General features: G+C 69.9%; 17 protein-coding genes. 13 read left to right on the top strand and 4 right to left on the bottom strand.

Annotated elements, in window-relative coordinates; genetic code table 11:
- Positions 1–84: 84 nt before the first annotated feature.
- Positions 85–4,371, bottom strand: coding sequence for a YhdP family protein (locus tag ACS5PM_RS11425; protein WP_439387741.1), 4,287 nt, complete (start codon positions 4,369–4,371; stop codon positions 85–87).
- Between the two features lie 201 nt (positions 4,372–4,572).
- Between ACS5PM_RS11425 and glnE the strand changes: the two genes are divergently transcribed.
- The 4 genes from glnE to ACS5PM_RS11445 all read left to right on the top strand — a co-directional run bounded on the left by glnE (position 4,573) and on the right by ACS5PM_RS11445 (position 9,698).
- Complete coding sequence (glnE, locus tag ACS5PM_RS11430) at positions 4,573–7,347, top strand: bifunctional [glutamate--ammonia ligase]-adenylyl-L-tyrosine phosphorylase/[glutamate--ammonia-ligase] adenylyltransferase (protein WP_439387780.1); 2,775 nt, start codon at positions 4,573–4,575, stop codon at positions 7,345–7,347.
- Positions 7,344–7,934, top strand: coding sequence for a rhombosortase (gene rrtA, locus ACS5PM_RS11435; RefSeq protein ID WP_439387742.1), 591 nt, complete (start codon positions 7,344–7,346; stop codon positions 7,932–7,934). The genes glnE and rrtA overlap by 4 nt, the downstream gene beginning before the upstream one ends.
- A gap of 79 nt (positions 7,935–8,013) precedes the next feature.
- Complete coding sequence (locus ACS5PM_RS11440) at positions 8,014–8,934, top strand: DMT family transporter (protein ID WP_439387743.1); 921 nt, start codon at positions 8,014–8,016, stop codon at positions 8,932–8,934.
- An 89-nt stretch (positions 8,935–9,023) separates the two neighbouring features.
- Positions 9,024–9,698, top strand: a complete 675-nt coding sequence (locus ACS5PM_RS11445; RefSeq protein ID WP_439387744.1) for a glutathione S-transferase — start codon at positions 9,024–9,026, stop codon at positions 9,696–9,698.
- 269 nt (positions 9,699–9,967) lie between these two features.
- Here the strand turns inward: ACS5PM_RS11445 and ACS5PM_RS11450 are convergent, their stop codons facing one another.
- Positions 9,968–10,429 carry a hypothetical protein gene (locus ACS5PM_RS11450; protein ID WP_439387745.1) on the bottom strand — a complete coding sequence of 154 codons (462 nt, stop codon included), beginning with the start codon at positions 10,427–10,429 and terminating at the stop codon, positions 9,968–9,970.
- A 94-nt stretch (positions 10,430–10,523) separates the two neighbouring features.
- Entirely contained in the window at positions 10,524–11,498 is a 975-nt protein-coding gene (gene corA, locus ACS5PM_RS11455) for a magnesium/cobalt transporter CorA (protein ID WP_439387746.1), read from the bottom strand.
- A gap of 420 nt (positions 11,499–11,918) precedes the next feature.
- Between corA and hpf the strand changes: the two genes are divergently transcribed.
- From hpf to hprK, 3 genes are all read left to right on the top strand, one after another.
- Positions 11,919–12,257 carry a ribosome hibernation-promoting factor, HPF/YfiA family gene (gene hpf, locus ACS5PM_RS11460; protein ID WP_439387747.1) on the top strand — a complete coding sequence of 113 codons (339 nt, stop codon included), beginning with the start codon at positions 11,919–11,921 and terminating at the stop codon, positions 12,255–12,257.
- Positions 12,258–12,514: 257 nt separating this feature from the next.
- Positions 12,515–12,985, top strand: a complete 471-nt coding sequence (locus ACS5PM_RS11465) for a PTS sugar transporter subunit IIA (protein ID WP_439387748.1) — start codon at positions 12,515–12,517, stop codon at positions 12,983–12,985.
- 13 nt (positions 12,986–12,998) lie between these two features.
- Positions 12,999–13,955: an HPr(Ser) kinase/phosphatase gene (hprK, locus tag ACS5PM_RS11470; RefSeq protein ID WP_439387749.1), complete on the top strand. Its 957-nt coding sequence runs from the start codon at positions 12,999–13,001 to the stop codon at positions 13,953–13,955.
- Here hprK and fur read toward each other — a convergent pair.
- Positions 13,909–14,397: a ferric iron uptake transcriptional regulator gene (fur, locus tag ACS5PM_RS11475; protein WP_439387750.1), complete on the bottom strand. Its 489-nt coding sequence runs from the start codon at positions 14,395–14,397 to the stop codon at positions 13,909–13,911. The genes hprK and fur overlap by 47 nt on opposite strands.
- 160 nt (positions 14,398–14,557) lie before the next feature.
- On the opposite strand from fur, the gene ACS5PM_RS11480 reads away from it, so the two are divergent.
- The 6 genes from ACS5PM_RS11480 to ACS5PM_RS11505 all read left to right on the top strand — a co-directional run bounded on the left by ACS5PM_RS11480 (position 14,558) and on the right by ACS5PM_RS11505 (position 20,419).
- Positions 14,558–15,115: an outer membrane protein assembly factor BamE gene (locus ACS5PM_RS11480; protein WP_439387751.1), complete on the top strand. Its 558-nt coding sequence runs from the start codon at positions 14,558–14,560 to the stop codon at positions 15,113–15,115.
- A complete protein-coding gene (gene dapB / locus ACS5PM_RS11485) occupies positions 15,112–15,930 on the top strand; it encodes a 4-hydroxy-tetrahydrodipicolinate reductase (protein WP_439387752.1) in 819 nt (272 codons plus the stop codon). Before ACS5PM_RS11480 ends, dapB begins: the two co-directional genes overlap by 4 nt.
- Positions 15,930–16,577: a MotA/TolQ/ExbB proton channel family protein gene (locus ACS5PM_RS11490; protein WP_439387753.1), complete on the top strand. Its 648-nt coding sequence runs from the start codon at positions 15,930–15,932 to the stop codon at positions 16,575–16,577. Before dapB ends, ACS5PM_RS11490 begins: the two co-directional genes overlap by 1 nt.
- Before the next feature lie 11 nt (positions 16,578–16,588).
- Positions 16,589–17,047, top strand: coding sequence for an ExbD/TolR family protein (locus tag ACS5PM_RS11495; protein WP_439387754.1), 459 nt, complete (start codon positions 16,589–16,591; stop codon positions 17,045–17,047).
- A 218-nt stretch (positions 17,048–17,265) separates the two neighbouring features.
- Entirely contained in the window at positions 17,266–19,905 is a 2,640-nt protein-coding gene (gene leuS, locus ACS5PM_RS11500; protein ID WP_439387755.1) for a leucine--tRNA ligase, read from the top strand.
- A 1-nt stretch (position 19,906) separates the two neighbouring features.
- Positions 19,907–20,419 carry an LPS-assembly lipoprotein LptE gene (locus ACS5PM_RS11505; RefSeq protein WP_439387756.1) on the top strand — a complete coding sequence of 171 codons (513 nt, stop codon included), beginning with the start codon at positions 19,907–19,909 and terminating at the stop codon, positions 20,417–20,419.
- Positions 20,420–20,430: the final 11 nt, after the last annotated feature.

Here is a 20,430-nt window from a genome sequence, read left to right on the forward strand (position 1 = left end):
GCCTTTGTTCTTGTGGCCGATCGGTGTCGGCCGCTGGGCGCCGATGCTACGCCCGGCGGCCCGAGGCCGGGCATCCCGACCTTGTCAGCGTGGCCCGGCCGGGGCAGAGGCGGCGGCGGATTCCATGTCGGGCAGCGGGGCGTCGGGATGCCGCGCGATCGGGTCGACCTGCGGATCGGACCAACTTCCCAGGACGCGGAACTCGCGCGTGCCGGCCTGCATGAGCGGCTTGCGCAGGAAGAGCTGGGCGAGGAAGGTGCCCAGGCCGATGGCCGGGTTGATCGCGGCATAGGCCAGCGACGCGGTGCCGGCGTTGATCTCGGGCACCACGACCATGTGCAGGTCCTGCGTCTCTCGCTTGAGGTCGGCCTGGCCTTCGATCAGCACGGCGGCCTGCACGCCCCGGATGCGCAGGTTGTTGGTGCGGGCAATGCCTTGCTCCAGCACCACGTCGCCGCCGAAGTTGTCGAAACCGAAGCCTTGCTGGAAGACGTCGCGGAAATCCAGCGTCAGCCGCCGTGGCAGCGCCTGCAGGCTCAGCACGCCCAGCAGCCGCGCCGCGCCCGGCTCGGCCCGCAGGAACTGGCCGTTGTCGATGCTGACCTGGCCGGTGCCTCCGAGCGAGGCCCAGTCGGGCACCAGGGCGGCGCCGGTCCAGGCCAGTTGCCCCTGCACGCGGCCGTGCCCGGCGCGCACCTGCTTGCCCAGGCCGAAGCGCTCCAGCAGGCCGCCGGCGTCCGACACGTCCAGCTTCAGGTCCAGCGCCATGCGGCGCCTGGGTGCGGCCCACTGGCCGCTCGCCGACAGCCGACCTTCGGGTGAGCTCAGGGCCAGCCGCGCCAGCCGCCAGTCGCGCGGCGCCGGGCCTTCGGCCGGCCGCCCTTCGATCTCGAACTTGCCCAGCTTGCGGCCGCGCCATTCCAGCTCTTCGACGGCGACATCCAGCGCCGGTGGCGTGGTGGCGTTGGCCGCTGCGGCCTCGGCGGCTGCCTCGGCAGCGCCGGGCTTGGCCGCGGGATCGACCTCGGGCGCCGGGATCGACAGCCGCGCGAGCCTGGCCTGCAAGCGGGGCCAGGGCGCTCCGGCGCCGGCCGGCCGCCAGTCGACCTGGCCCTGGGCGGCATCGCCCTGGACGGTGGCGTGCCAGGTCTCGCTGTCGCCGCTGCCGCGTCTTTGCACCGCCGCGTTGACGCTCGCAAAGCGCCGGCCCTCGTGGACGACGACGCCGGCACGCAGGGCGAGCTCCGTCGGCAGGTAGCCGAGCGCCTCGGGCGATACGGCGTCGGTGGCCGGTGCTCCCGCGCGGGTCTCGACGCCTGCGCGAGCTTCGGGCCACCAGTTGCGAAGCCGCGCCGACCACGCGTCGACATGCAGCAGCGGCACCTGCAAGGCTGCCGTGACCGTGCCGGCCGAAGGCATGGGCGGCAACGTCGCCTCTCCCACGGCCACCGTGCCCCGCAGGACACGGGCGCCGTCGGTCGTCAGCTCGCGCTGATAGTCGGCCTGCAGCACGCTGCCGAGCTCCACGTGCAGCGTGTCGCGTGCGGCCGCGGGCTCGGGCGCGCCGGCGGCCACCGGCTGGACCAGGGTCTGGATGCGCAGCGGCCAGTTCGCCTCGGCCGGCTTGCGCAGCGGCGGCGGCAGGTCCAGCGCCATGCCCGTCAGCGGGCTGGTGATCTGCAGCTCGGTGTGGCCGCGCGGCACGCCGATCTGCAGCTTGTAGGGCGCCTGGCCGCTCATGGCAGCCGCCAGGCGCGGCACCCAACCGAGCTCGCTGGCCTGGCGCAGGCCCTCGGCCGTGGCGGTGCCCTGGACGGCCACGCGCAAGGGCGCGGCCGCTTCGCCTCCCATGCCGCCTTCGAAGCTGAGCTCGCCGCCGAGCGCGCGGGCGGTGCCCGGCGTCAGCGAGAAGCCCCGCTGGGTGAAGTCGACCCGCGTCCTGGCATTGGCCAGCAAGGGCACGTCGGGCCGCAGGCGCACGTCGTTGCCTGCCAGGGTGACGGCCCCCTTGACGACGGTGTGCTGGGCGTCGTTCAGCGGGATGCGCAGGGCCAGTTGCAGGTCCATCGCGCCATTGCCCGTCGTGTCCTTGAGCGCGTGCGACAGCCAGCCGTCGATCGGGGTGGAATTGACGTAGCGCAGGGCATCGGCCAGCGGCCCGCGCCCGCCGCCCTGGATGTCCAGGGTCGGCTCGTGCAGCAGGTTGGCGATCTCGCCGTTGACGCCCTTCAGCTCGATGCCCCACAGCCTGGCGCGGGCGTCCTTGATGTGCATCGCGCCGCGGTCGAAGACGAGCTCGCCGGACAGGTTGGTGAACGCCGGCCAGCGCGAGACGCCGCCCGTCAACACCGGCGGCACGTAGGCGAAGTCCAGGTTCTCGGCCTGGGTGCTGATGTGGAATTCGGTGTCACGGACGTTGGTGCCTGCATGCGCGAAGGGGAACTCCTGCAGGTCGCCCCGCAGGCGCAGCCGGGCATTGCGCACGGTGCCCGACTGGATGGCACCGGCCAGGTAGTCGCGGGTGTGCGCCAGGGCCTGAGGCATGTAGCGCTGGACGCGCGCCGCCTGACCTTGCTCGATGTGGGCGGTGACATCGATCACGCCGGGATAGCGGCCTCCCTTGCCGCGCGCCAGGCCCTGCCCGGTGTGCCAATGCAGCTGCAGGTCGCCGCGCGCATCGGCATTGGCGAATTTCGCCTCCTGCACCCGCAGGTCGATCATCGGCGGCAAGGCGCTGGCGGGAGCGCGGCCCTGCGGATGCTGCGGCGTCAGCTGCCAGACCAGCTTGGCGCTGAAGTGGTCCAGCGGCAGCAGCGGATCCTCGAACACGCCCGGCAGGTCGAGCGCTCCCTTGGCGAGCACCAGCCGGCCCTCGCCGCCGGCCTCGGTGGCGTCGATCTCCAGGTCCGCTCCCCGCCAGCCCGGCCGGCCGACCTGCTGCGGCTCGGCGGCCGGCAGCGAGGCGATCGACAGGCCGTTCACCCGGCCCTTGACGCGGTAGTGCACGGGCTGCTCGGGCGGGCCGATCCAGTTCGCCTGCAGGCCCTGGACGACGCCACTGGGCGCCAGCTCGGCCAGGCCGCGGCGGACGTTGTCGGGCAGCGGCAGCCGGCCGGCGACGGCCGCCATCAGCGCCAGGTCCAGGCGGTCGGCACTGAACTCGCCGCCGGCGACCGGCTGATCCGACAAGGCGGCCTGGCTGAGCAGCTGGCGCTGCGTGAGCGCCAGCTCGAATCGGCTGGCCGGCCAGCTGGCGCCATCCGCGGTGGCAAAGGCGAACTGCTGCGCGGCCAGGCGCAGCCTGTTGCTGCTGCGTTCGGCCTCGAAACGGCCCTGCACGTGCGCCAGCTCCAGTGGCTCCAGGGCCGGGCCGAGCTTGAGCTGCACGCCGTCCAGCGTGGCGTCCAGCGTCGCATGGCGCCATTGGCCCTTGGCGACGTCCAGCCACAGTCGTGCCGCGCCGTTGCCGCTGGGCAGCTCGAAGGGCAGGGTGACGTGCTCGCTCAGCCGGGCCATGTCGACCGACGGAAGCTGCGCGTAGACCGTTCCCGCCCAGCGCGCCCAGTCGCCGCTCCTGGCGAGCAACGGCTGGGTGAAGCGGCCGCTGAGCGTGAATCGCTCGCCCAGGCCGGCGCCGGGCGTTCCATCCAGCCGCAGGTCATGGCTGCGCAAGCCATTGCGCAACACGAGGTCGGCATCCTGAAGCAGCAGCGGGGGAGCTGCGCGCTGCTGGTCGACCCAGCGCAGCGTGCCGTGGCGCAGGACGAACTCGGGTTGCGACAGCAGCCAGTCCATCGTGCTGTGGTCCCCGCTGCCGGCGTCGACGCGGGCCGAGGTCTCCATGTCCAGGCCGGCCACGTGCAGCCGGCCCTGCGCGTCGCGCCGGACCTCCAGCTCGGCCCCTTCGATGTACAGCTGCGAGAACACCAGGCGCAGGGCGAAGAGCGACTTCGGCGACAGGGCGGCGCTGATGCGCGGCAGCCGCAGGGCCTCCCGGCCGTCGCGGTCCGACAGCGTGACGTCTCGCAGCTCCAGCGCGGGCACCCAGCCGGGCGAATTGACGCTGATGTGGCCGATGCGAAGGGGAAGGCCGAGTGCCCGGCTGGCGCGCTCCTCGATCTGCGGACGCCATTCGTCGATGTGCGGCAGAATCCCCCAGTGCAGTGTCAGCCAGCCGATCAGTACGATGCTCCACAGCGTGAGCACCAGCAGCGCGGTCCAGCGCAAGGCCCGGCGAGACAGGGCCAACAACCAGCGTGACGGCCGCGTCCAGACGGTGGTGAACGACTTATCGACAGCGGTGCCAGCCCGGCGCGTGAACCGGGTGGCAAGGCGGCGGTGCAGCGGCACGCGCTCGGAACGAGAGGGCATCGAAGGCATGAACAGAACCGGGCGGCAGGCCCCGGCGCCAGCCTCGTGGAATGACGCAGTCCCGATGGGGCCTCGCCCCCCTGCCGCGTCAACGAACCAATCTAGCATAGAGCCGAGGCAGGCCCGGGCCGTTCCCGGGGTGCCTCGCTCCCTCGCGGGGCGGCGGCGGCGAGGCCTGGGCCCGGAGGCCGCGGCGTGGCTTTGAGCACCTCGGAACAGGCCGGCAGCTCCGGGGCGACCCTGGTTCAACGAACCCGCGCGCCGGCGGTGCACAGCCGCTTCGTGCAGCGTGTGAGGCGGCGTTACGAAGCCGAGCTGGCCCTGTTGCCGGCCGGCGCGCCGGGGGCGGGAGAGATCCACGCGCTCATCCACGCGCTCGAAGCCGGTGGCCGTGCGCTGCCCGCCGCGCTGCGGGTGGCGCGCCAGCTGGTGATCGAGCGGCTCGCGGTGCTCGACGTCGAGCAGGGCGCGCCGCTGTCGGTCGTGACCGCCACCATGACCTGCTTGGCGGAGGCAACCCTGGAGCGGGCGCTGGCGAAGGCGCTGGCCGACACCGATGCCCGCCACGGCCCGCCGCTGGATTCGACCGGCCGGCGCGTCGACTTCTGGATCGTCGGCATGGGCAAGCTCGGGGCGCGCGAGCTCAACGTCTCGTCCGACATCGACCTGATCTACGTCTACGAGGAAGATGGGACGACCGTCGGTGGACCGGGCGGCCGGCTTTCCGCCCACGAGTACTTTTCGCAGGTCGCGCGCCAGCTCTATGCCCTGATCGGCGACGTGACGGATGACGGCTTCGTCTTCCGCGTCGACCTGGCGTTGCGACCCAACGGCAACTCCGGCCCGCCAGTGGTGAGCCTGGCCATGCTGGAGGAGTACTTCCTGGTGCAGGGGCGCGAATGGGAGCGCTTCGCCTGGCTGAAGAGCCGCGTGGTCGCCCCGCGCGAATCGGTGACCAGCGGGCGCGCCCTGGCGCTGCGCTCCCTCGTCACGCCGTTCGTCTACCGCAAGTACCTCGACTACGGCGTCTTCGAGGGCCTGCGCCAACTGCACCGCAAGATCCGCGACGAGGCCCAGCGCCGAGCGGCCGGTCGGCCGGAGCGCGCCAACGATGTGAAGCTGTCGCGCGGCGGCATCCGCGAGATCGAGTTCATCGTCCAGCTGCTGCTCGTCGCGCGCGGCGGGCAATTCCCCGAGATCCGCACCCGCTCGACGCTGAAGGCACTGGACAAGCTGGCCGCCGGCGGCCTGATGAAGGCCGAAGCCGCTCGCAAGCTGGCGGGCGCCTACGTCTTCCTGCGCCAGATCGAGCATCGCATCCAGTACCTGGACGACCAGCAGACCCATCTGCTGCCGACCGGCGACGGCGACCTGGCCTGGATAGCCGCCAGCATGGAGCTGCCCTGCAACGCCGACACCTGCCAGCTGCTGGACCGCCTTTGCGACGTGCGCGAGCTGGTCGCGACGGAGTTCGATGCCCTGTTGCACGACGGCCAGGCGCCCGGCGCCGCCAAGCCGGGCAACGGCGGTTGCCGCCAGTGCGGCGAAGGTCCGCTCGCGGTGGACAGCGAAGCCCTGCTGGAACGCCTGCCCGAGGAGCTCGCCGAGCGGGTGCGCATCTTCGCCGCGCGCCCGCGCGTGCAGGCCCTGCGCGACGAGAGCAAGCTGCGCCTGGGCAAGCTGATGCTGCGCGCGGCCGCCGGCATCACCAAGGGCGAGTGCAGCCTGGATGCCACGCTGCGCCTGCTCGACTGGGTCGAGCCGTTGCTGCGACGCGAGAGCTACCTCGCGTTGCTGGTCGAGCGGCCGGAGGTGCAGCGGCGCCTGCTGCGCCTGCTGGGCCTGGCCCGCTGGCCGATGCGCTACCTCATCCGCCATCCGGGCGTGATCGACGAGCTGGCCGACGAGCGACAGCTGCGCGAGCGCTTCGATCGCGCCGGGTTCGTCGCCGACCTGGAAGAGCGCCATGCCGCCTGGGTCCGCTCGGGCGAGGCGGACGAGGGCTCGCTGCTCGACACCCTGCGCCGCGCCCACCATGCCGAGGTCTTCCGCACCCTGGTGCGCGACGTCGAGCGCCGCATCACGGTGGAGGAGGTCGCCGACGACCTCTCCGCCCTGGCGGACGCGGTGGTGGATTGCTGCCTGCGCTGGGCCTGGGGCCACCTGAAGCAGCGCCATCGCGAAGTGCCGCGTTTCGCCGTCATCGCCTACGGCAAGCTGGGCGGCCTGGAGCTGGGCTACGGCAGCGACCTCGACCTCGTCTTCGTCTACGACGATGCCGACGAGCCTGACAAGGACCGCGCGCAGGAGGTCTACGGAGCCTTCGTGCGCAAGCTGATCGGATGGCTCACGCTGCGCACGGCGGCGGGCGAGCTGTTCGACATCGACACGGCGCTGCGGCCCAACGGCAACTCAGGCCTGCTGGTCACCTCGATCGACTCCTACGAGCGCTACCAGCGCGGCCGCGGCAGCAACACCGCCTGGACCTGGGAGCACCAGGCCTTGTCTCGCGCGCGCTTCTGCGCCGGCAGCGCCGACCTCGGCGAACGCTTCGAGGCCACCCGGCGCGAGGTGCTGGCGATGCCTCGCGAGCCGGAGTCGCTGCGGGCCGAAGTCCATGCGATGCGCGACAAGGTGCGCTCTGCCCGCCCGGTGCCTGCCGGCCGCTTCGACGTCAAGCACAGTGACGGCGGCATGATGGACGCGGAGTTCGCGGTGCAGTACCTGGTGCTGGCCGAGGGGTCGCGCCACCCGCTGCTGCTGGACAACAAGGGCAACATCGCCCTGTTGCGCCGCGCCGAGGAGGCCGGCCTGCTGCCCCTCGGCGTCGGCTATGCCGCGGCCGATGCTTACCGCGAACTGCGGCGCGCCCAGCACCGCGCCCGCCTCGACGAACAGCCGACCCAGTTCGACCCCGCCTTGCTGGCCGCTGAGCGCGAAGCCATCCGCGCACTGTGGCGGGCGGTGTTCGGTTGACCTGGCGACGCTGGGCCTGGCCGGCGGCCTGCGCCATCGGCGCAACGGGCGCCCTGTTGGCCTGGCCGTTGCCGCGTGAACTGCTGGACTGGCAGCCCGCGCTCGCCATCAGTCAGCCGTGGCGCTTGCTGACGGCCGCCTGGGTCCACTGGAGCGCGCGCCACCTGGCGATGAACCTGGCCGGCTGCGCCTTGATCGCCCTGCTCGGCTGGCGCGCTCGCGCCGGCGTGCCGGCGGTGCGGGCGTGGGCCTTGGCCTGGCCGCTCAGCCAGATGGGGCTGCTCGCTCAGCCCGCCCTGAAGCACTACGGCGGCCTGTCCGGCGTGCTGCATGCGGCCGCCGCCATCCTGGGATGCCACCTGCTGGCGCGGGGCGCGGACCGCCGTTCGAGGGCCATCGGTGCGCTGCTGGTCGTCGGGCTGGCCGCCAAGGTGCTGTCCGAGGCGCCCTGGGGCGACGCCACACGCCGCATCGACGGTTGGGACTTCCTCCTGGCCCCCGCGGCCCACGCCAGCGGGGTGCTTGCCGGGTTGCTGGCCTGGGCCTTGATCGGCCGCCGGGCCGAATCCGCAGGGCGTGGCGCATGAGCGCCCCCGCCCGGCCGCCCGTAGGGGGCGCTCCCTCCCTCGGGCAGGATGGCGCCTTCGGCGACAGGAGGGTCCATCGGTGACCGCGCAACGCCGCTCCCACCTCGACCCGATCGCCATCGCCAGCCTCCTGCTGTGTGCGGCGCTGTGGGGCCTGAACCAGACCGCGTCCAAGGTCGCAGTGGCGGAGATCCCGCCTTTGCTGCAGGCGGCTCTGCGCTCGGCCGGGGCGGCCCTGCTGCTGGGCCTGTGGGCCGGCGTTCGACGCATCCCGCTGCGTCCGGCGGCATCGGCACCGCCGACACTGTGGCCGGGCCTGGCCGCGGGTGCGCTATTCGCGCTCGAGTTCGGTTGCATCTTCGTCGGCCTGCAGTACACCAGCGCCTCGCGCATGGCGGTGTTCATCTACCTCGCGCCCTTCTTCGTCGCCCTGGGAATGCCCTGGGTCGCCCCGGGCGAGCGCTTGCGCGGAGCCCAGTGGAGCGGCCTGGCGGTGGCATTCGCGGGCGTGGCCATCGCGCTGGGGGAGAGCTTCTCCGCTGTCACAGGCGCTGGCCCCAGGCAGTGGTGGGGTGATGCGCTGGGCGTGGCCGGCGCAGCCTTGTGGGCCGGAACGACGCTGACCATCCGCGCCACCCGCCTGTCCAATGCACCTGCGGAGCAGACCCTGATGTACCAGCTGCTGGTGTCCGCACCGCTGCTGGGCCTCGCGTCCTGGTGGGTGGGCGAAGCGTGGCCGGCGCAGGCCAGCGGGTTGGCCTGGGGCGCGCTGGCCTTCCAGACGGTGATCGTCACCTTCGCCAGCTACCTGCTGTGGTTCTGGCTGATGCGGCATTACCCGGCCACGCAGATCTCGTCGTTCACGCTGTTGACGCCGGTCTTCGGCCTCGCGGCCGGAGTCGGCCTGCTGGGAGAGCCGCTCACTTCGCGGCTCGTGATCGCGTTGGTGGCCGTGTCCGGGGGCATCGCGCTCGTCAGCCGCCGTCCGCGGGCGGCCTGACCCGCGCCGCCAGGCTGTCGCGTTGGCGGCAAGCCCGTTCAGCCCGCGTGGCTAGACTGCCGGCACTTCATGATCCCGAGGAGATTTGCATGATCACGCTGTGCGGCTTCGCCATCTCGAACTACTACAACAAGGTCAAGATGGTGCTGCTCGAAAAGGGCATCCCTTTCACCGAGGAATACGTCGCCTCGGGCCCGAAGGACGAGGCGACGCTCGCCGCGTCGCCCCTGGGCAAGGTGCCCTTCATTCGCCTGGACGACGGCCGCACCCTGTGCGAAAGCGAGGTGATCGTGGAGTACCTCGAGGCGGCCTATCCGGCGCCGCCGCTGGTGCCGGCCGATGCGTGGGGCGCCGCCAAGGTGCGTGAGCTGACGACTTTCATCGAGCTGCACCTCGAGCTCGTCGTGCGTGAGCTGTACCCGCAAGCCTTCTTCGGCGGCACGGTGAGCGAAGCCAACCAGGCCCGCGTGCGCAAGTTGCTGGACAAGAACATCGTGGCCTTCAAGCGCCTGGCCCGTTTCGCGCCCTATGTCGCGGGCACGGAATTCACCAGCGCGGATTGCGCAGCCTTCGCTTCCCTGCCCCTCGTGTCCATGGCCACCAAGGCCATCTACGGCGTCGATCTGCTGGCTGAAGGCGGCGTCGATTGGAAACCGTATGTGAAGCTGGTCGGCGAGCGCGCTTCCGCACAGAAGGTCGCGGCCGACCGCAAGGCCGCCCAAGAGGCGCAAATCGCGGCGATCAAGGCGAAGGCTCGCGCCTGAGCCGGCGCCGGGCGCTGTTACTGGAAAAAACCTCACTGGTGGACGGAACTTCGACGCTCGCGCACACTCCGAATTTGAAGGGGCCGCGCTCTGGCAACGCCCCGGATGCGGGTTTGCGACGCCGGCATCCGTCCTCTTTCAGCCGCGCAGCCTGCCAGTCCATCTGGTTGTCACCCGGGAGCGCCTCTCCTCCTCCCTCCCTCCCTCATTCGCTCACGGGCGCTGCGCGGCTTTCTTCTACCCTTCACCCGAAGCGGCTTTCGATCGCGTCACTGTCCGCTGCGCTGGCCTTCGGTCAGCGTGTCGACCTGGAACTTGCCGCTCTTGTCGACCAGCCAGATCTCCTTGTAGGTGGCTCGCGCCATCCGGGTCGGCGCCGGGAACTGGGCGACCTGACGCAGCAGCGCGACCACCCACGGTCCGACCTCCTTGGCCGCCGCCGGCTCTCGCGTGAGCCGGACGTCCACCACATGGCCGTCCGCATCGACATCCGTCTCGGTGATGGCGATCGCGTACATCAGGGGTGGAAGCTTGCCCTTGTGGATGTGGCCCGGAAACGCCTCGTACACCCGTCGCGCGGCGTCTCGTCGGTACTCCTGCTCGCTGCGGGCTTCGGACACCATGGCGCCCGCCGGCCGCAGGGCCGCCGGCACGGTGTTGAACTGGGCCAGCGCCGGAGAGCTGGCGGCCGCGCAGGCGGCGAAAAGACCGGCAGCGAGCAGGGTTTTCATGCCGACTTCTTCGTCGGCCCCTGTCGTCAGTTGCAGCCGGGTTTACCCCCGCGTCTCAGAAACCCGCCGTAACCAGCGTGATGTGTTGGCGGATTCAGCGCATCCAGCCCTTGCGGCGGAAGTAGAGCAGCGGCGCGGCCACCGACGCGACCATCAGCCCGATGGCGTAGTAGTAGCCGTAGCTCCACTGCAGCTCCGGGATGCCCTGGAAGTTCATGCCATACACGCTGGCGATCAGCGTCGGCGGCAGCAGGGCAACCGAAGCCACCGAGAAGATCTTGATGATCTTGTTCTGGTTGATGTTGATGAAGCCGACGGTGGCGTCCATCAGGAAGTTGATCTTGTCGAACAGGAAGGCGGTGTGCGAATCCAGCGAGTCGATGTCTCGCAGGATCTGCCTGGCCTCCTCGAACTGCTCGGCGTTGAGCATGCGACTGCGCATCATGAAGCTCACCGCGCGGCGGGTGTCCATCACGTTGCGGCGGATGCGGCCGTTCAGGTCCTCTTCCTTGGCGATGGCCCCCAGCGCCTCGCCGGCGGCCCGGTCGTCGACCTCTTCCTTCAGCACGCGGGCGCTGACCTTCTCGAGGTTGAGGTAGATGCCCTCGAGCGCGTCGGCCGAGTATTCGGCGTCGGCGTCGTAGAGCTTGAGCAGCACGTCCTTGGCGTCCTCGATCAGGGCCGGGATCCGGCGCGCGCGCAGGCGCAGCAGGCGGAACACCGGCAGGTCTTCCTCGTGCACCGAGAACAGCACGTTGTTGTAGAGGATGAAGGCCACGCGCACGTTGCGTGGGGTGACGTCATCGTCGATCAGGAAGTCGGACCGGATGTGCAGCTCGCCGTTGTCCTCTTCGTAGAAGCGGGCGGATTCCTCCAGGTCGTCGTCGACGATGTTGTCGGGGATGCGCAGGCCGAAGCGGCCGTGGAGCCAGCCGATCTCTTCGGCGGTGGGCGCCTCCAGGTCGACCCAGACGGGTTGCACCTCGGCCAGCTCGGCGGCCGAGTCGATCTCTTCTTGCAGCAGGCGGCCCGACAGGCGTCCTTTGTCGAGCGTGAAGACGTTGAGCATCAAGGGCTCCAGCGGTGCCGGCCAGGCTTGTCGTGCCGGCGCGGCCAATGTCACTTCAGGGGGCGAATGGAGGGGACCGCCCATCCTGCCCACTCAACGGCCTGGCGGCCTGATCGGTGCGCTGGAGCAGGCGGTCACCGAGGGTGGGAGCTGTCCACGGTGACCTTCAGAGAATCGAGTCGAAGCTGCAGATTATCGCCTCGCGCGAGGGCCAGGCACGGCCTGCAGGCCGTTTGATGCAGGGCAGCCCCGCACCAAATGACGCAGTCTAACCGGCCTCGGCTGGCGCCCCTGTTCTTGTCAAAGGGATGGGCCGCGTGCACACTGGATTGGACCGGTGGCGTCATCTTGGCGTCATGAAGCCGGCCTTGGCCTAGGCCGGTGCGGTGCCGCAACCCCAGCTTCGCGAAGGAGGCCTCGATGAACTTGACGATCAGCGGACATCACCTGGAAGTGACACCTGCTCTGCGCGAGTATGTGCTCACCAAGCTAGAGCGCGTCACGCGCCATTTCGACCAGGTGGTGGATGTGAGCGTGCTGCTGACGGTGGAAAAGTTGAAGGAGAAGGAACGCAGGCAGAAGGCCGAAGTGACCCTGCATGTCAAGGGTCGGGACATCTTCGTCGAACAGGCCCACGAGGACCTGTACGCCGCGATCGATCAGCTGATGGACAAGCTCGATCGCCAGGTCTGCCGCCACAAGGACCGGCTGCAAGACCATCATCACGAGGCGGCCAAGCGCCAGGGCGCCAGCGCCTGACGGACCGCAGACCCACGATTCCCGATCGGGCGGCCATCTGGCCGCCTTGTCATTTGTTGAGAACTAATACCAACCATGGCCCCCCGGACTCGCTAGACTGTTGCTGCAACGCAGCATCCAGGGTCAACGCCCTACGCGCCGCCACCGTTGATTCGAGCGTGGGATGCGACCGATTTCTATAATCTGCCCCCTTAAAGCCGGAGGGATCACCGGCCGAAAGACTGCACGTCTGACCGTAGTCGTCGAGAGAGCCGTTCATGAACCGCCTTGCCGCCATCCTGCCCGTCGAGAACGTGCTGGTGGGTGTTGATGCGACCAGCAAGAAGCGCGCGTTCGAGCACGCCGGCCTGCTGTTCGAAAACCAGCACGCCATCGCCCGCGCCACCGTCACCGACAATCTCTTCGCCCGCGAACGCCTGGGCTCGACCGGCCTGGGGCACGGGGTGGCAGTGCCGCATGGACGCGTCAAGGGGCTGAAGAATCCGCTGGCGGCGGTGCTGCGCGTGCGAGACCCCATCCCGTTCGACGCCCCCGACGATGAATCCGTCAGCCTGCTGATCTTCCTGCTCGTGCCCGAGGCCGCCACGCAACGCCACCTCGAGATCCTGTCCGAGATCGCGGAACTGCTGTCGGACCGGGAACTGCGCGAGAAGCTCAAGACGGCACCTGACGCCGCCACCGTGCACCAGCTCATCGCCGATTGGGAACCGCTGAAGTCGGTGGCCTGACGACAATCGCCGGGTGAAACCCATCTCCATCAGCGCCGAGGCGCTGTTCGAAGAGCACCAGCCCTCGCTGCGCTGGGAATGGATAGCCGGCCACGCCCATCCGGAGCGCCGCTTCGACGAAGCCGCCGTGCGCGACGCGCGCTCGGCCGCGGACCTGGTCGGCTACCTGAACTACATCCACCCCTATCGCGTGCAGCTCGTGGGCCGGCGCGAGGTGGCCTACCTGAACGACGCGGCACCGGAGGTGCTGGAGCGTCGCATCCAGCGCATCGTCACGCTCGAGCCGCCGGTGATCATCGTCGCCGACGACCAGCGTGCGCCGGATCGCCTGGTCGCCATGTGCGATCGCGCCGAGATCCCGCTGTTCATCACCTCCGCCTCGGCCGGCCACGTGATCGACGTGGTCCGCTCGTACCTGAGCCAGCTGTTCGCGGAGCGCACCACTCGCCACGGGGTGTTCATGGACATCCTCGGCCTGGGGGTGCTGCTCACCGGCGAGTCGGGCCTGGGCAAGAGCGAACTCGGCCTGGAGTTGATTTCACGCGGCCACGGCCTGGTGGCCGATGACGCCGTCGATCTCTACCGGGTCTCGCAAAGCACGCTCGAAGGCCGCTGCCCCGACCTGCTGATGAACCTGCTCGAGGTGCGCGGCATCGGCCTGCTGGACATCAAGGCCATCTTCGGCGAGACGGCGGTGCGGCGGAAGATGCGCCTGAAGCTCATCGTCCACCTCGTGCGCAAGGAGACGATGGAGCGCGAGTTCGAGCGCCTGCCCTACGAGCCGCTGTACGAGGAGATCCTCGAGATCCCGGTGCGCAAGGTGGTGATCGCGGTGGACGCGGGCCGCAACCTGGCGGTGCTGGTGGAGGCCGCGGTGCGCAACACCATCCTGCAGCTGCGCGGCATCGACACCTACCAGGAGTTCATTGCTCGTCACCAGGCGGCAATGGATGCCCTGAGGGAACCCTGACAGGCAGGCTGCCTGCCGGCCGGTGCTCGCAGTGGGCCTTGGTGCACACGGCATACAGCGCCAGCGTGTGCTCGTGCAGCTCGAAGCCACGGCTTTGCGCCACCGAGCGCTGGCGCGCCTCGATCTCGGGATCGAAGAACTCCTCCACCCGGCCGCAGGTCACGCACACGAGGTGATCGTGGTGATGGCCTTCGTTCAGCTCGAACACCGACTTGCCTGATTCGAAATGGCTGCGCACCAGGATGCCGGCCTGCTCGAACTGCATCAGCACGCGGTACACGGTCGCCAGGCCGATGTCGGAGCCTTCGACGAGCAGCGCCTTGAAGACGTCCTCGGCCGTCATGTGCCGCACCGGCGACTTCTGGAAGATCTCGAGGATGCGCAGGCGGGGCAGGGTGGCCTTCAGGCCGCTGCTCTTGAGTTCGTCGACGTGGGTGGGCATGGTGCGCTTTCGCTGTCCGCGTGGGCCCCGGGTCGGGCCGCTAGAATCGATGAATCATAGCCAGTGCGGCGGTGGACCGGGTCGGTCCGCGCCGTCGGCACGCCGCCCATGCCCCGCGCCCGCCACGGCGCCGGTTCCACCAGTCGTTGCGCGCGCTCCCATGCCCTTGTTGTCCCGACTCCCACGCCTGTCCATCGTCCCGGCCGCGCTGGCCGGCCTGCTTGCCCTGGGCGGCTGCACCCTGGTCAGCCGCACGATGAGCGACGGCATCACCAGCGTCATCACGCCCTACAGGGTGGAGGTGGTGCAGGGCAACGTGGTCACCAAGGAGCAGATAGCCGCCATCAAGCCCGGCACCCCGCGCGGTAAGGTGCGCGACGTGCTCGGCTCGCCGCTATTGGCCGACCCCTTCCACGCCCAGCGCTGGGACTACGTGTTCGTCATCCGCCGCCCCGGCACCGAGCCGCAGCAGCGCGCGGTCGTGGTGCTATTCGATGGCGACAACGTCGAGTCGGTCCAGGCGCCCGACCTGCCGAGCGAGCTGGAATTCGTCGCCTCGATCAGCAAGCCCGAACGCTCCGGCTCGCCGCCCAAGCTGGAGCTGACCGAACAAGAGCGCGCGGCCCTGCCCCCGCCCAAGCTCGAGCCCGCCGTGGCGCAAGTCTCCGCGGCGCCGCAAGGCGCCGTGCGGAGCTACCCGCCGCTGGAGCCCCAATGACCGCCGGCGGACTGGCGATAGCCGTCGCGGGCGCCAGCGGCCGCATGGGCCGCATGCTGGTCGAGGCGGTGCAGCAATCCGGCGACTGCCGTCTCGCCGGTGCGCTGGACCGTGCCGGCAGCGCGGCAATCGGCCAGGACGCCACCGCCTGGCTCGGCCACGCCAGCGGTGTCCAGGTCACCGGTGACCTGGCCCAGGGCCTGGCCGGCGCCCAGGTGCTGATCGACTTCACCCGGCCGGAGGGAACGCTGGCCCACCTCGCCGCCTGCCGCGAAAAGGGCGTGGCGATGGTGATCGGCACCACCGGCTTCAACGAAGAGCAGAAGGCGAAGATCGCCTCGGCGGCGCAGGACATCGGCATCGTGATGGCGCCCAACATGAGCGTCGGCGTGAACGTCGCGCTGCGCCTGCTGGACATGGCGGCGCGCGCGCTTTCCGAGGGCTACGACATCGAGATCGTCGAGGCCCACCACCGCCACAAGGTCGACGCCCCCAGCGGCACGGCCCTGGCGATGGGCGAGACGGTGGCCAAGGCGCTCGGCCGCGAGCTGAAGACCCACGCGATCTACGGGCGCGAAGGCGTCACCGGTGAGCGCGACCCGTCGACCATCGGCTTCGCCACCGTCCGCGGAGGCGACATCGTCGGCGACCACACGGTGATGTTCTGTGGCACCGGCGAGCGCATCGAGATCAGCCACAAGGCCACCAGCCGCGTCGGCTACGCGCAGGGCAGCCTGCGAGCTGCGCGCTTCCTCGCGCAGCGTGGGGCGGGCTTGTATTCGATGGCCGACGTGCTCGGGCTGGATCCGCTCTGATGGAAGGGCTGCAGGGCTTCTGGTTCCAGAGCGATGCGATCGGCCGTGCCGTCGCGCTGATGCTGCTGGTGATGTCGATCGGTGCCTGGGTGCTGATCTTCTGGAAGACCTGGGTACTGCACCGCGCCCGGGTCGATCTGCAACGCGGCATCGACGCCTTCTGGAACGCACCGGATCGCCGGGCCGCGCGCGAGCGGCTGAAGGCCCTGGACCGCGAGGGTGTCATCGCCCCGCTCGCCGAGGCGGCCTTCGCCCAGCCCGGTGCGGGCACGCTGCAGACGCACGGCGCCATCGAATCACAGCTCACCCGCCGCCTGCGCGACGCGCTGCATGCCGGGCTCGCGCACCTTCAGGCGGGCCAGGTGTTTCTCGCCTCGGTCGGCGCCACGGCGCCTTTCGTGGGCCTGTTCGGCACCGTCTGGGGCATCTACCACGCGCTGCTGGGCATCGCGACGGCCGGCGGCATCACGATAGAGAAGGTCGCGGGGCCGGTGGGTGAGGCCTTGGTGATGACCGCCGCCGGCCTGGCGGTGGCCATCCCGGCGGTGCTGGCCTACAACGTGTTCGGCAAGTGGCTCGGCGCCTGCGAGGCCGAGCTCGAGGGCTTCGCGCACGACCTGCGCGAGATCGCGCTGCACATCGACTGAAGGCGCAGGCCATGGCATTCGGCCGCCTAGAGCGCGCACGCGCGCCCAGCCCCATGAGCGACATCAACATGACGCCGCTCATCGACGTGATGCTAGTGCTGCTGGTCATCTTCATCATCACCGCGCCGCTGATGAGCTCCAGCCTCAAGCTGGACCTGCCCAAGGCCGAGGGCAGCCGGGCCAGCGAGACGCCCGCCTTCATCGCCGTGGCGATCGATCCGGCGGGCAAGCTTTACCTCGGCGAGCAACCGGTGACGGTGGATGAACTGCGCGAGCAGGCGCAGCGCGCCGCCGGCCGCAACCCGGCCACGGAAGTGCAATTGCGCGCCGATGCGAGCGTGCCTTATGGGAAGGTGGCCGAGTTGATCGGCCTGCTGCAAACCGCCGGCTTGTCGAAGATCGGCTTCATCACCGCTGGGCCGCCCCGAGGTGATGGCTCCCCCTCGGGGGGATCGGCCGCAGGCCGTTAGGGGGCCGCATCACCGCTGGGCCGCCCCGAGGTGATGGCTCCCCCTCGGGGGGATCGGCCGCAGGCCGTTAGGGGGCCGCATCACCGCTGGGCCGCCCCGAGGTGATGGCTCCCCCTCGGGGGGATCGGCCGCAGGCCGTTAGGGGGCCGCATCACCGCTGGGCCGCCCCGAGGAGGGCGGGCGGCCAGCGCGCCCGGGTAGCCACCTAAAATCCGGGGATGAACGAGAAATACGTCCCCGCCGAGGTCGAGAAGGCCGCCCAGAACCACTGGAACGCCCGTGACGCCTACCGCGTCACCGAGGACAAGAGCAAGCCGCAGTTCTACGCCTGCTCGATGCTGCCCTACCCCTCGGGCAAGCTGCACATGGGCCATGTGCGCAACTACACCATCAACGACATGCTCACCCGCCAGCTGCGGATGAAGGGCATGAACGTGCTGATGCCCATGGGCTGGGACGCCTTCGGCCTGCCGGCCGAGAACGCCGCGATGAAGAGCAAGGTGCCGCCCGCGAAGTGGACGTACTCGAACATCGCCTACATGAAGCAACAGATGCAGGCGATGGGCCTGGCGATCGACTGGTCGCGCGAAGTCGCCACCTGCTCGCCCGAGTACTACCGCTGGAACCAGTGGTTGTTCCTGAAGATGCTCGAGAAGGGCATCGCCGAGCGCCGCACCCAGGTCGTCAACTGGGACCCGGTCGACCAGACCGTGCTGGCCAACGAGCAGGTGATCGACGGCCGCGGCTGGCGCTCGGGCGCGCCGGTGGAAAAGCGCGAAATCCCCGGCTACTACCTCAACATCACCCAGTACGCCGACGAGCTGCTCTCGGCCGTGGCCAATCCCGAGGACCGCAACTACCTCGCCGGCTGGCCGGAGCGCGTGCGGCTGATGCAGGAGAACTGGATAGGCAAGAGCGAGGGCCTGCGCTTCGCCTTCCCGCACGAGATCCGCGGCGCCGACGGCCAGCTCCTGCAGGACGGCCGCATGTACGTGTTCACCACGCGTGCCGACACCATCATGGGCGTCACCTTCTGTGCCGTCGCGCCCGAGCACCCGCTCGCCGCGCACGCCGCGGCGTCCAACCCGGCCGTGGCCGCCTTCATCGCCGAATGCGCGCAGGGCGGCACCACCGAAGCCGAGATCGCCACGCAGGAGAAGAAGGGCGTGCCGACCGGACTGAAGGTCACCCACCCCCTGACCGGCGAGCCGGTCGAGGTCTGGGTCGGCAACTACGTGCTGATGAGCTACGGCGACGGCGCGGTCATGGGCGTGCCGGCGCACGACGAGCGCGACTTCGCCTTCGCCAAGAAGTACGGCCTGCCCATCCACCAGGTCGTCGGCGTCGAGGGCGAGAGCTACTCCACCGCCGCCTGGGCCGACTGGTATGGCGACAAGCAGCGCGGCCGCTGCATCCACTCCGGCGTGCTCGACGGCCTGGCCTACAAGCCGGCGGTCGACAAGGTGGCCGAGATGCTCGCCGCCAAGGGCCTGGGCGAGAAGAAGACCACCTGGCGCCTGCGCGACTGGGGCGTCAGCCGCCAGCGCTACTGGGGCACGCCCATCCCCATCATCCACTGCGAAAGCTGCGGCCCGGTGCCGGTGCCGGAAAAGGATCTGCCGGTCGTGCTGCCCGAGGACCTGATCCCCGACGGCTCCGGCAACCCGCTGAACAAGTGCGAGGCCTTCCTGAAGGTCGACTGCCCCCGCTGCGGAAAGCCCGCGCGGCGCGAGACCGACACGATGGACACCTTCGTCGATTCGTCGTGGTACTTCATGCGCTACACCTGCGCCGACAACCATGAAGCGATGGTCGACCCGCGCAACGACTACTGGATGCCGATGGACCAGTACATCGGCGGCATCGAGCACGCGATCCTGCACTTGCTGTATGCGCGCTTCTGGACGAAGGTCATGCGCGACCTCGGCCTGGTGAAGGCGGACGAACCCTTCAAGCGCCTGCTCACGCAGGGCATGGTGCTCAAGGGCGCGTTCTTCCTCAAGCCGGCCGACGCGGGCAAGAACTACTACTGGGAGCACGAGGTCGACGTCGAGCGCGACGCGCATGGCAACGTCATCGGCGGCAAGCTCAAGGACGGCACGCCGCTCGAGTACGAGATGACGACGATGTCGAAGTCCAAGAACAACGGCGTGGATCCCCAGGAGCTGATCGACCGCTACGGCGCCGACACCGCGCGCCTGTTCGTGATGTTCGCGTCGCCGCCCGAGCAGACGCTGGAGTGGAACGACGCCGGCGTCGAGGGGGCCCACCGCTTCCTGCGCCGGGTGTGGGGTTTCGGTGCGAAGCACAGCGCGCTGCTGCAAGGCACGGCCGACACCGGCGCGGCCCTGTCCTCCGAGGCCAAGGCCTTGCGCCGCGAGGTGCACCTGGTGCTCAAGCAGGTGACCTACGACTACGAGCGCATGCAGTACAACACCGTCGTCTCCGGCGCGATGAAGCTGCTCAACGCGCTCGAGGATTTTCAACCCGGCAACGCCGCCGGCGACGCTGCGGTGCTGCGCGAGGGCTACTCGGTGTTGCTGCGTGCGCTTTACCCGGCCTGCCCTCACCTCACCCACGCGCTGTGGGCGGAGCTCGGCTACGCCGCCGCGATGGGCGACCTGCTGGACGCGCCCTGGCCCGCCGTCGACGAAGCGGCGCTGGTGCAGGACGAGATCGAGCTGATGCTGCAGGTCAACGGCAAGCTGCGCGGCTCGATCAAGGTGCCTGCCGCGGCCGACAAGGGCGCCATCGAGGCGGCCGCGCTGGCCAGCCCGGATTTCGCCAAGTTCGCCGAAGGCAAGCCGGCGAAGAAGGTCATCGTCGTGCCGGGTCGCCTGGTCAACGTGGTCGTCTGACGTGCTGCACCCACGGCGCCGGTTCGTCGCTCTCGCGGGCGCATTCGCCACGGCCCTGCTGGCAGGCTGTGGCTTCAAGCTGCGCCAGCCGGTGCAGCTGCCGTTCACCCGCCTGGCGATCAGCGGCTTCAAGCCGGCTTCGCCTATGGCAGAAGCCCTGCGCCAGGCCTTGCCGCCCAGCGTGACGGTGGTCAACCGGCCACTGGATGCCGAGGTGGTGCTGGTGGTGCTGGAAGACCGCTACGACAAGATCGTGGCCGCGTCCACGGCAGCAGGCCAGGTGCGCGAGTTCCGCCTGCGCGTCACGCTGCGCTTCCGCCTCGACAAGCCCGACGGCGGCGCGCAGCTGTCCGAGCAGCGGCTGGAGCTGGTCCGTGACATGAGCTACCTCGAGAAGGACGCGCTGGCCAAGCAGACGGAAGAGGCCGGCCTCGTGCGCGACATGCGCCAGGACATGGCCCAGCAGCTGCTGCAGATGCTCGCGGCGGCCGGCCAGCCGTCGCCCAAGGGTTGAGGCGCGGGGCC

This window comes from Ideonella flava (genome assembly GCF_051857595.1).
Lineage (GTDB): Bacteria > Pseudomonadota > Gammaproteobacteria > Burkholderiales > Burkholderiaceae_C > Ideonella.

Excerpts from the sequence above, each read along its gene's own strand:
- ACS5PM_RS11425 (WP_439387741.1), bottom strand. The coding sequence starts at position 4,371 with ATGCCCTCTCGTTCCGAGCGCGTGCCGCTGCACCGCCGCCTTGCCACC.
- ACS5PM_RS11445 (WP_439387744.1), top strand. The coding sequence starts at position 9,024 with ATGATCACGCTGTGCGGCTTCGCCATCTCGAACTACTACAACAAGGTC.
- ACS5PM_RS11450 (WP_439387745.1), bottom strand. The coding sequence starts at position 10,429 with ATGAAAACCCTGCTCGCTGCCGGTCTTTTCGCCGCCTGCGCGGCCGCC.
- corA (WP_439387746.1), bottom strand. The coding sequence starts at position 11,498 with ATGCTCAACGTCTTCACGCTCGACAAAGGACGCCTGTCGGGCCGCCTG.
- hpf (WP_439387747.1), top strand. The coding sequence starts at position 11,919 with ATGAACTTGACGATCAGCGGACATCACCTGGAAGTGACACCTGCTCTG.
- ACS5PM_RS11465 (WP_439387748.1), top strand. The coding sequence starts at position 12,515 with ATGAACCGCCTTGCCGCCATCCTGCCCGTCGAGAACGTGCTGGTGGGT.
- fur (WP_439387750.1), bottom strand. The coding sequence starts at position 14,397 with ATGCCCACCCACGTCGACGAACTCAAGAGCAGCGGCCTGAAGGCCACC.
- ACS5PM_RS11480 (WP_439387751.1), top strand. The coding sequence starts at position 14,558 with ATGCCCTTGTTGTCCCGACTCCCACGCCTGTCCATCGTCCCGGCCGCG.
- dapB (WP_439387752.1), top strand. The coding sequence starts at position 15,112 with ATGACCGCCGGCGGACTGGCGATAGCCGTCGCGGGCGCCAGCGGCCGC.
- ACS5PM_RS11490 (WP_439387753.1), top strand. The coding sequence starts at position 15,930 with ATGGAAGGGCTGCAGGGCTTCTGGTTCCAGAGCGATGCGATCGGCCGT.
- ACS5PM_RS11495 (WP_439387754.1), top strand. The coding sequence starts at position 16,589 with ATGGCATTCGGCCGCCTAGAGCGCGCACGCGCGCCCAGCCCCATGAGC.
- leuS (WP_439387755.1), top strand. The coding sequence starts at position 17,266 with ATGAACGAGAAATACGTCCCCGCCGAGGTCGAGAAGGCCGCCCAGAAC.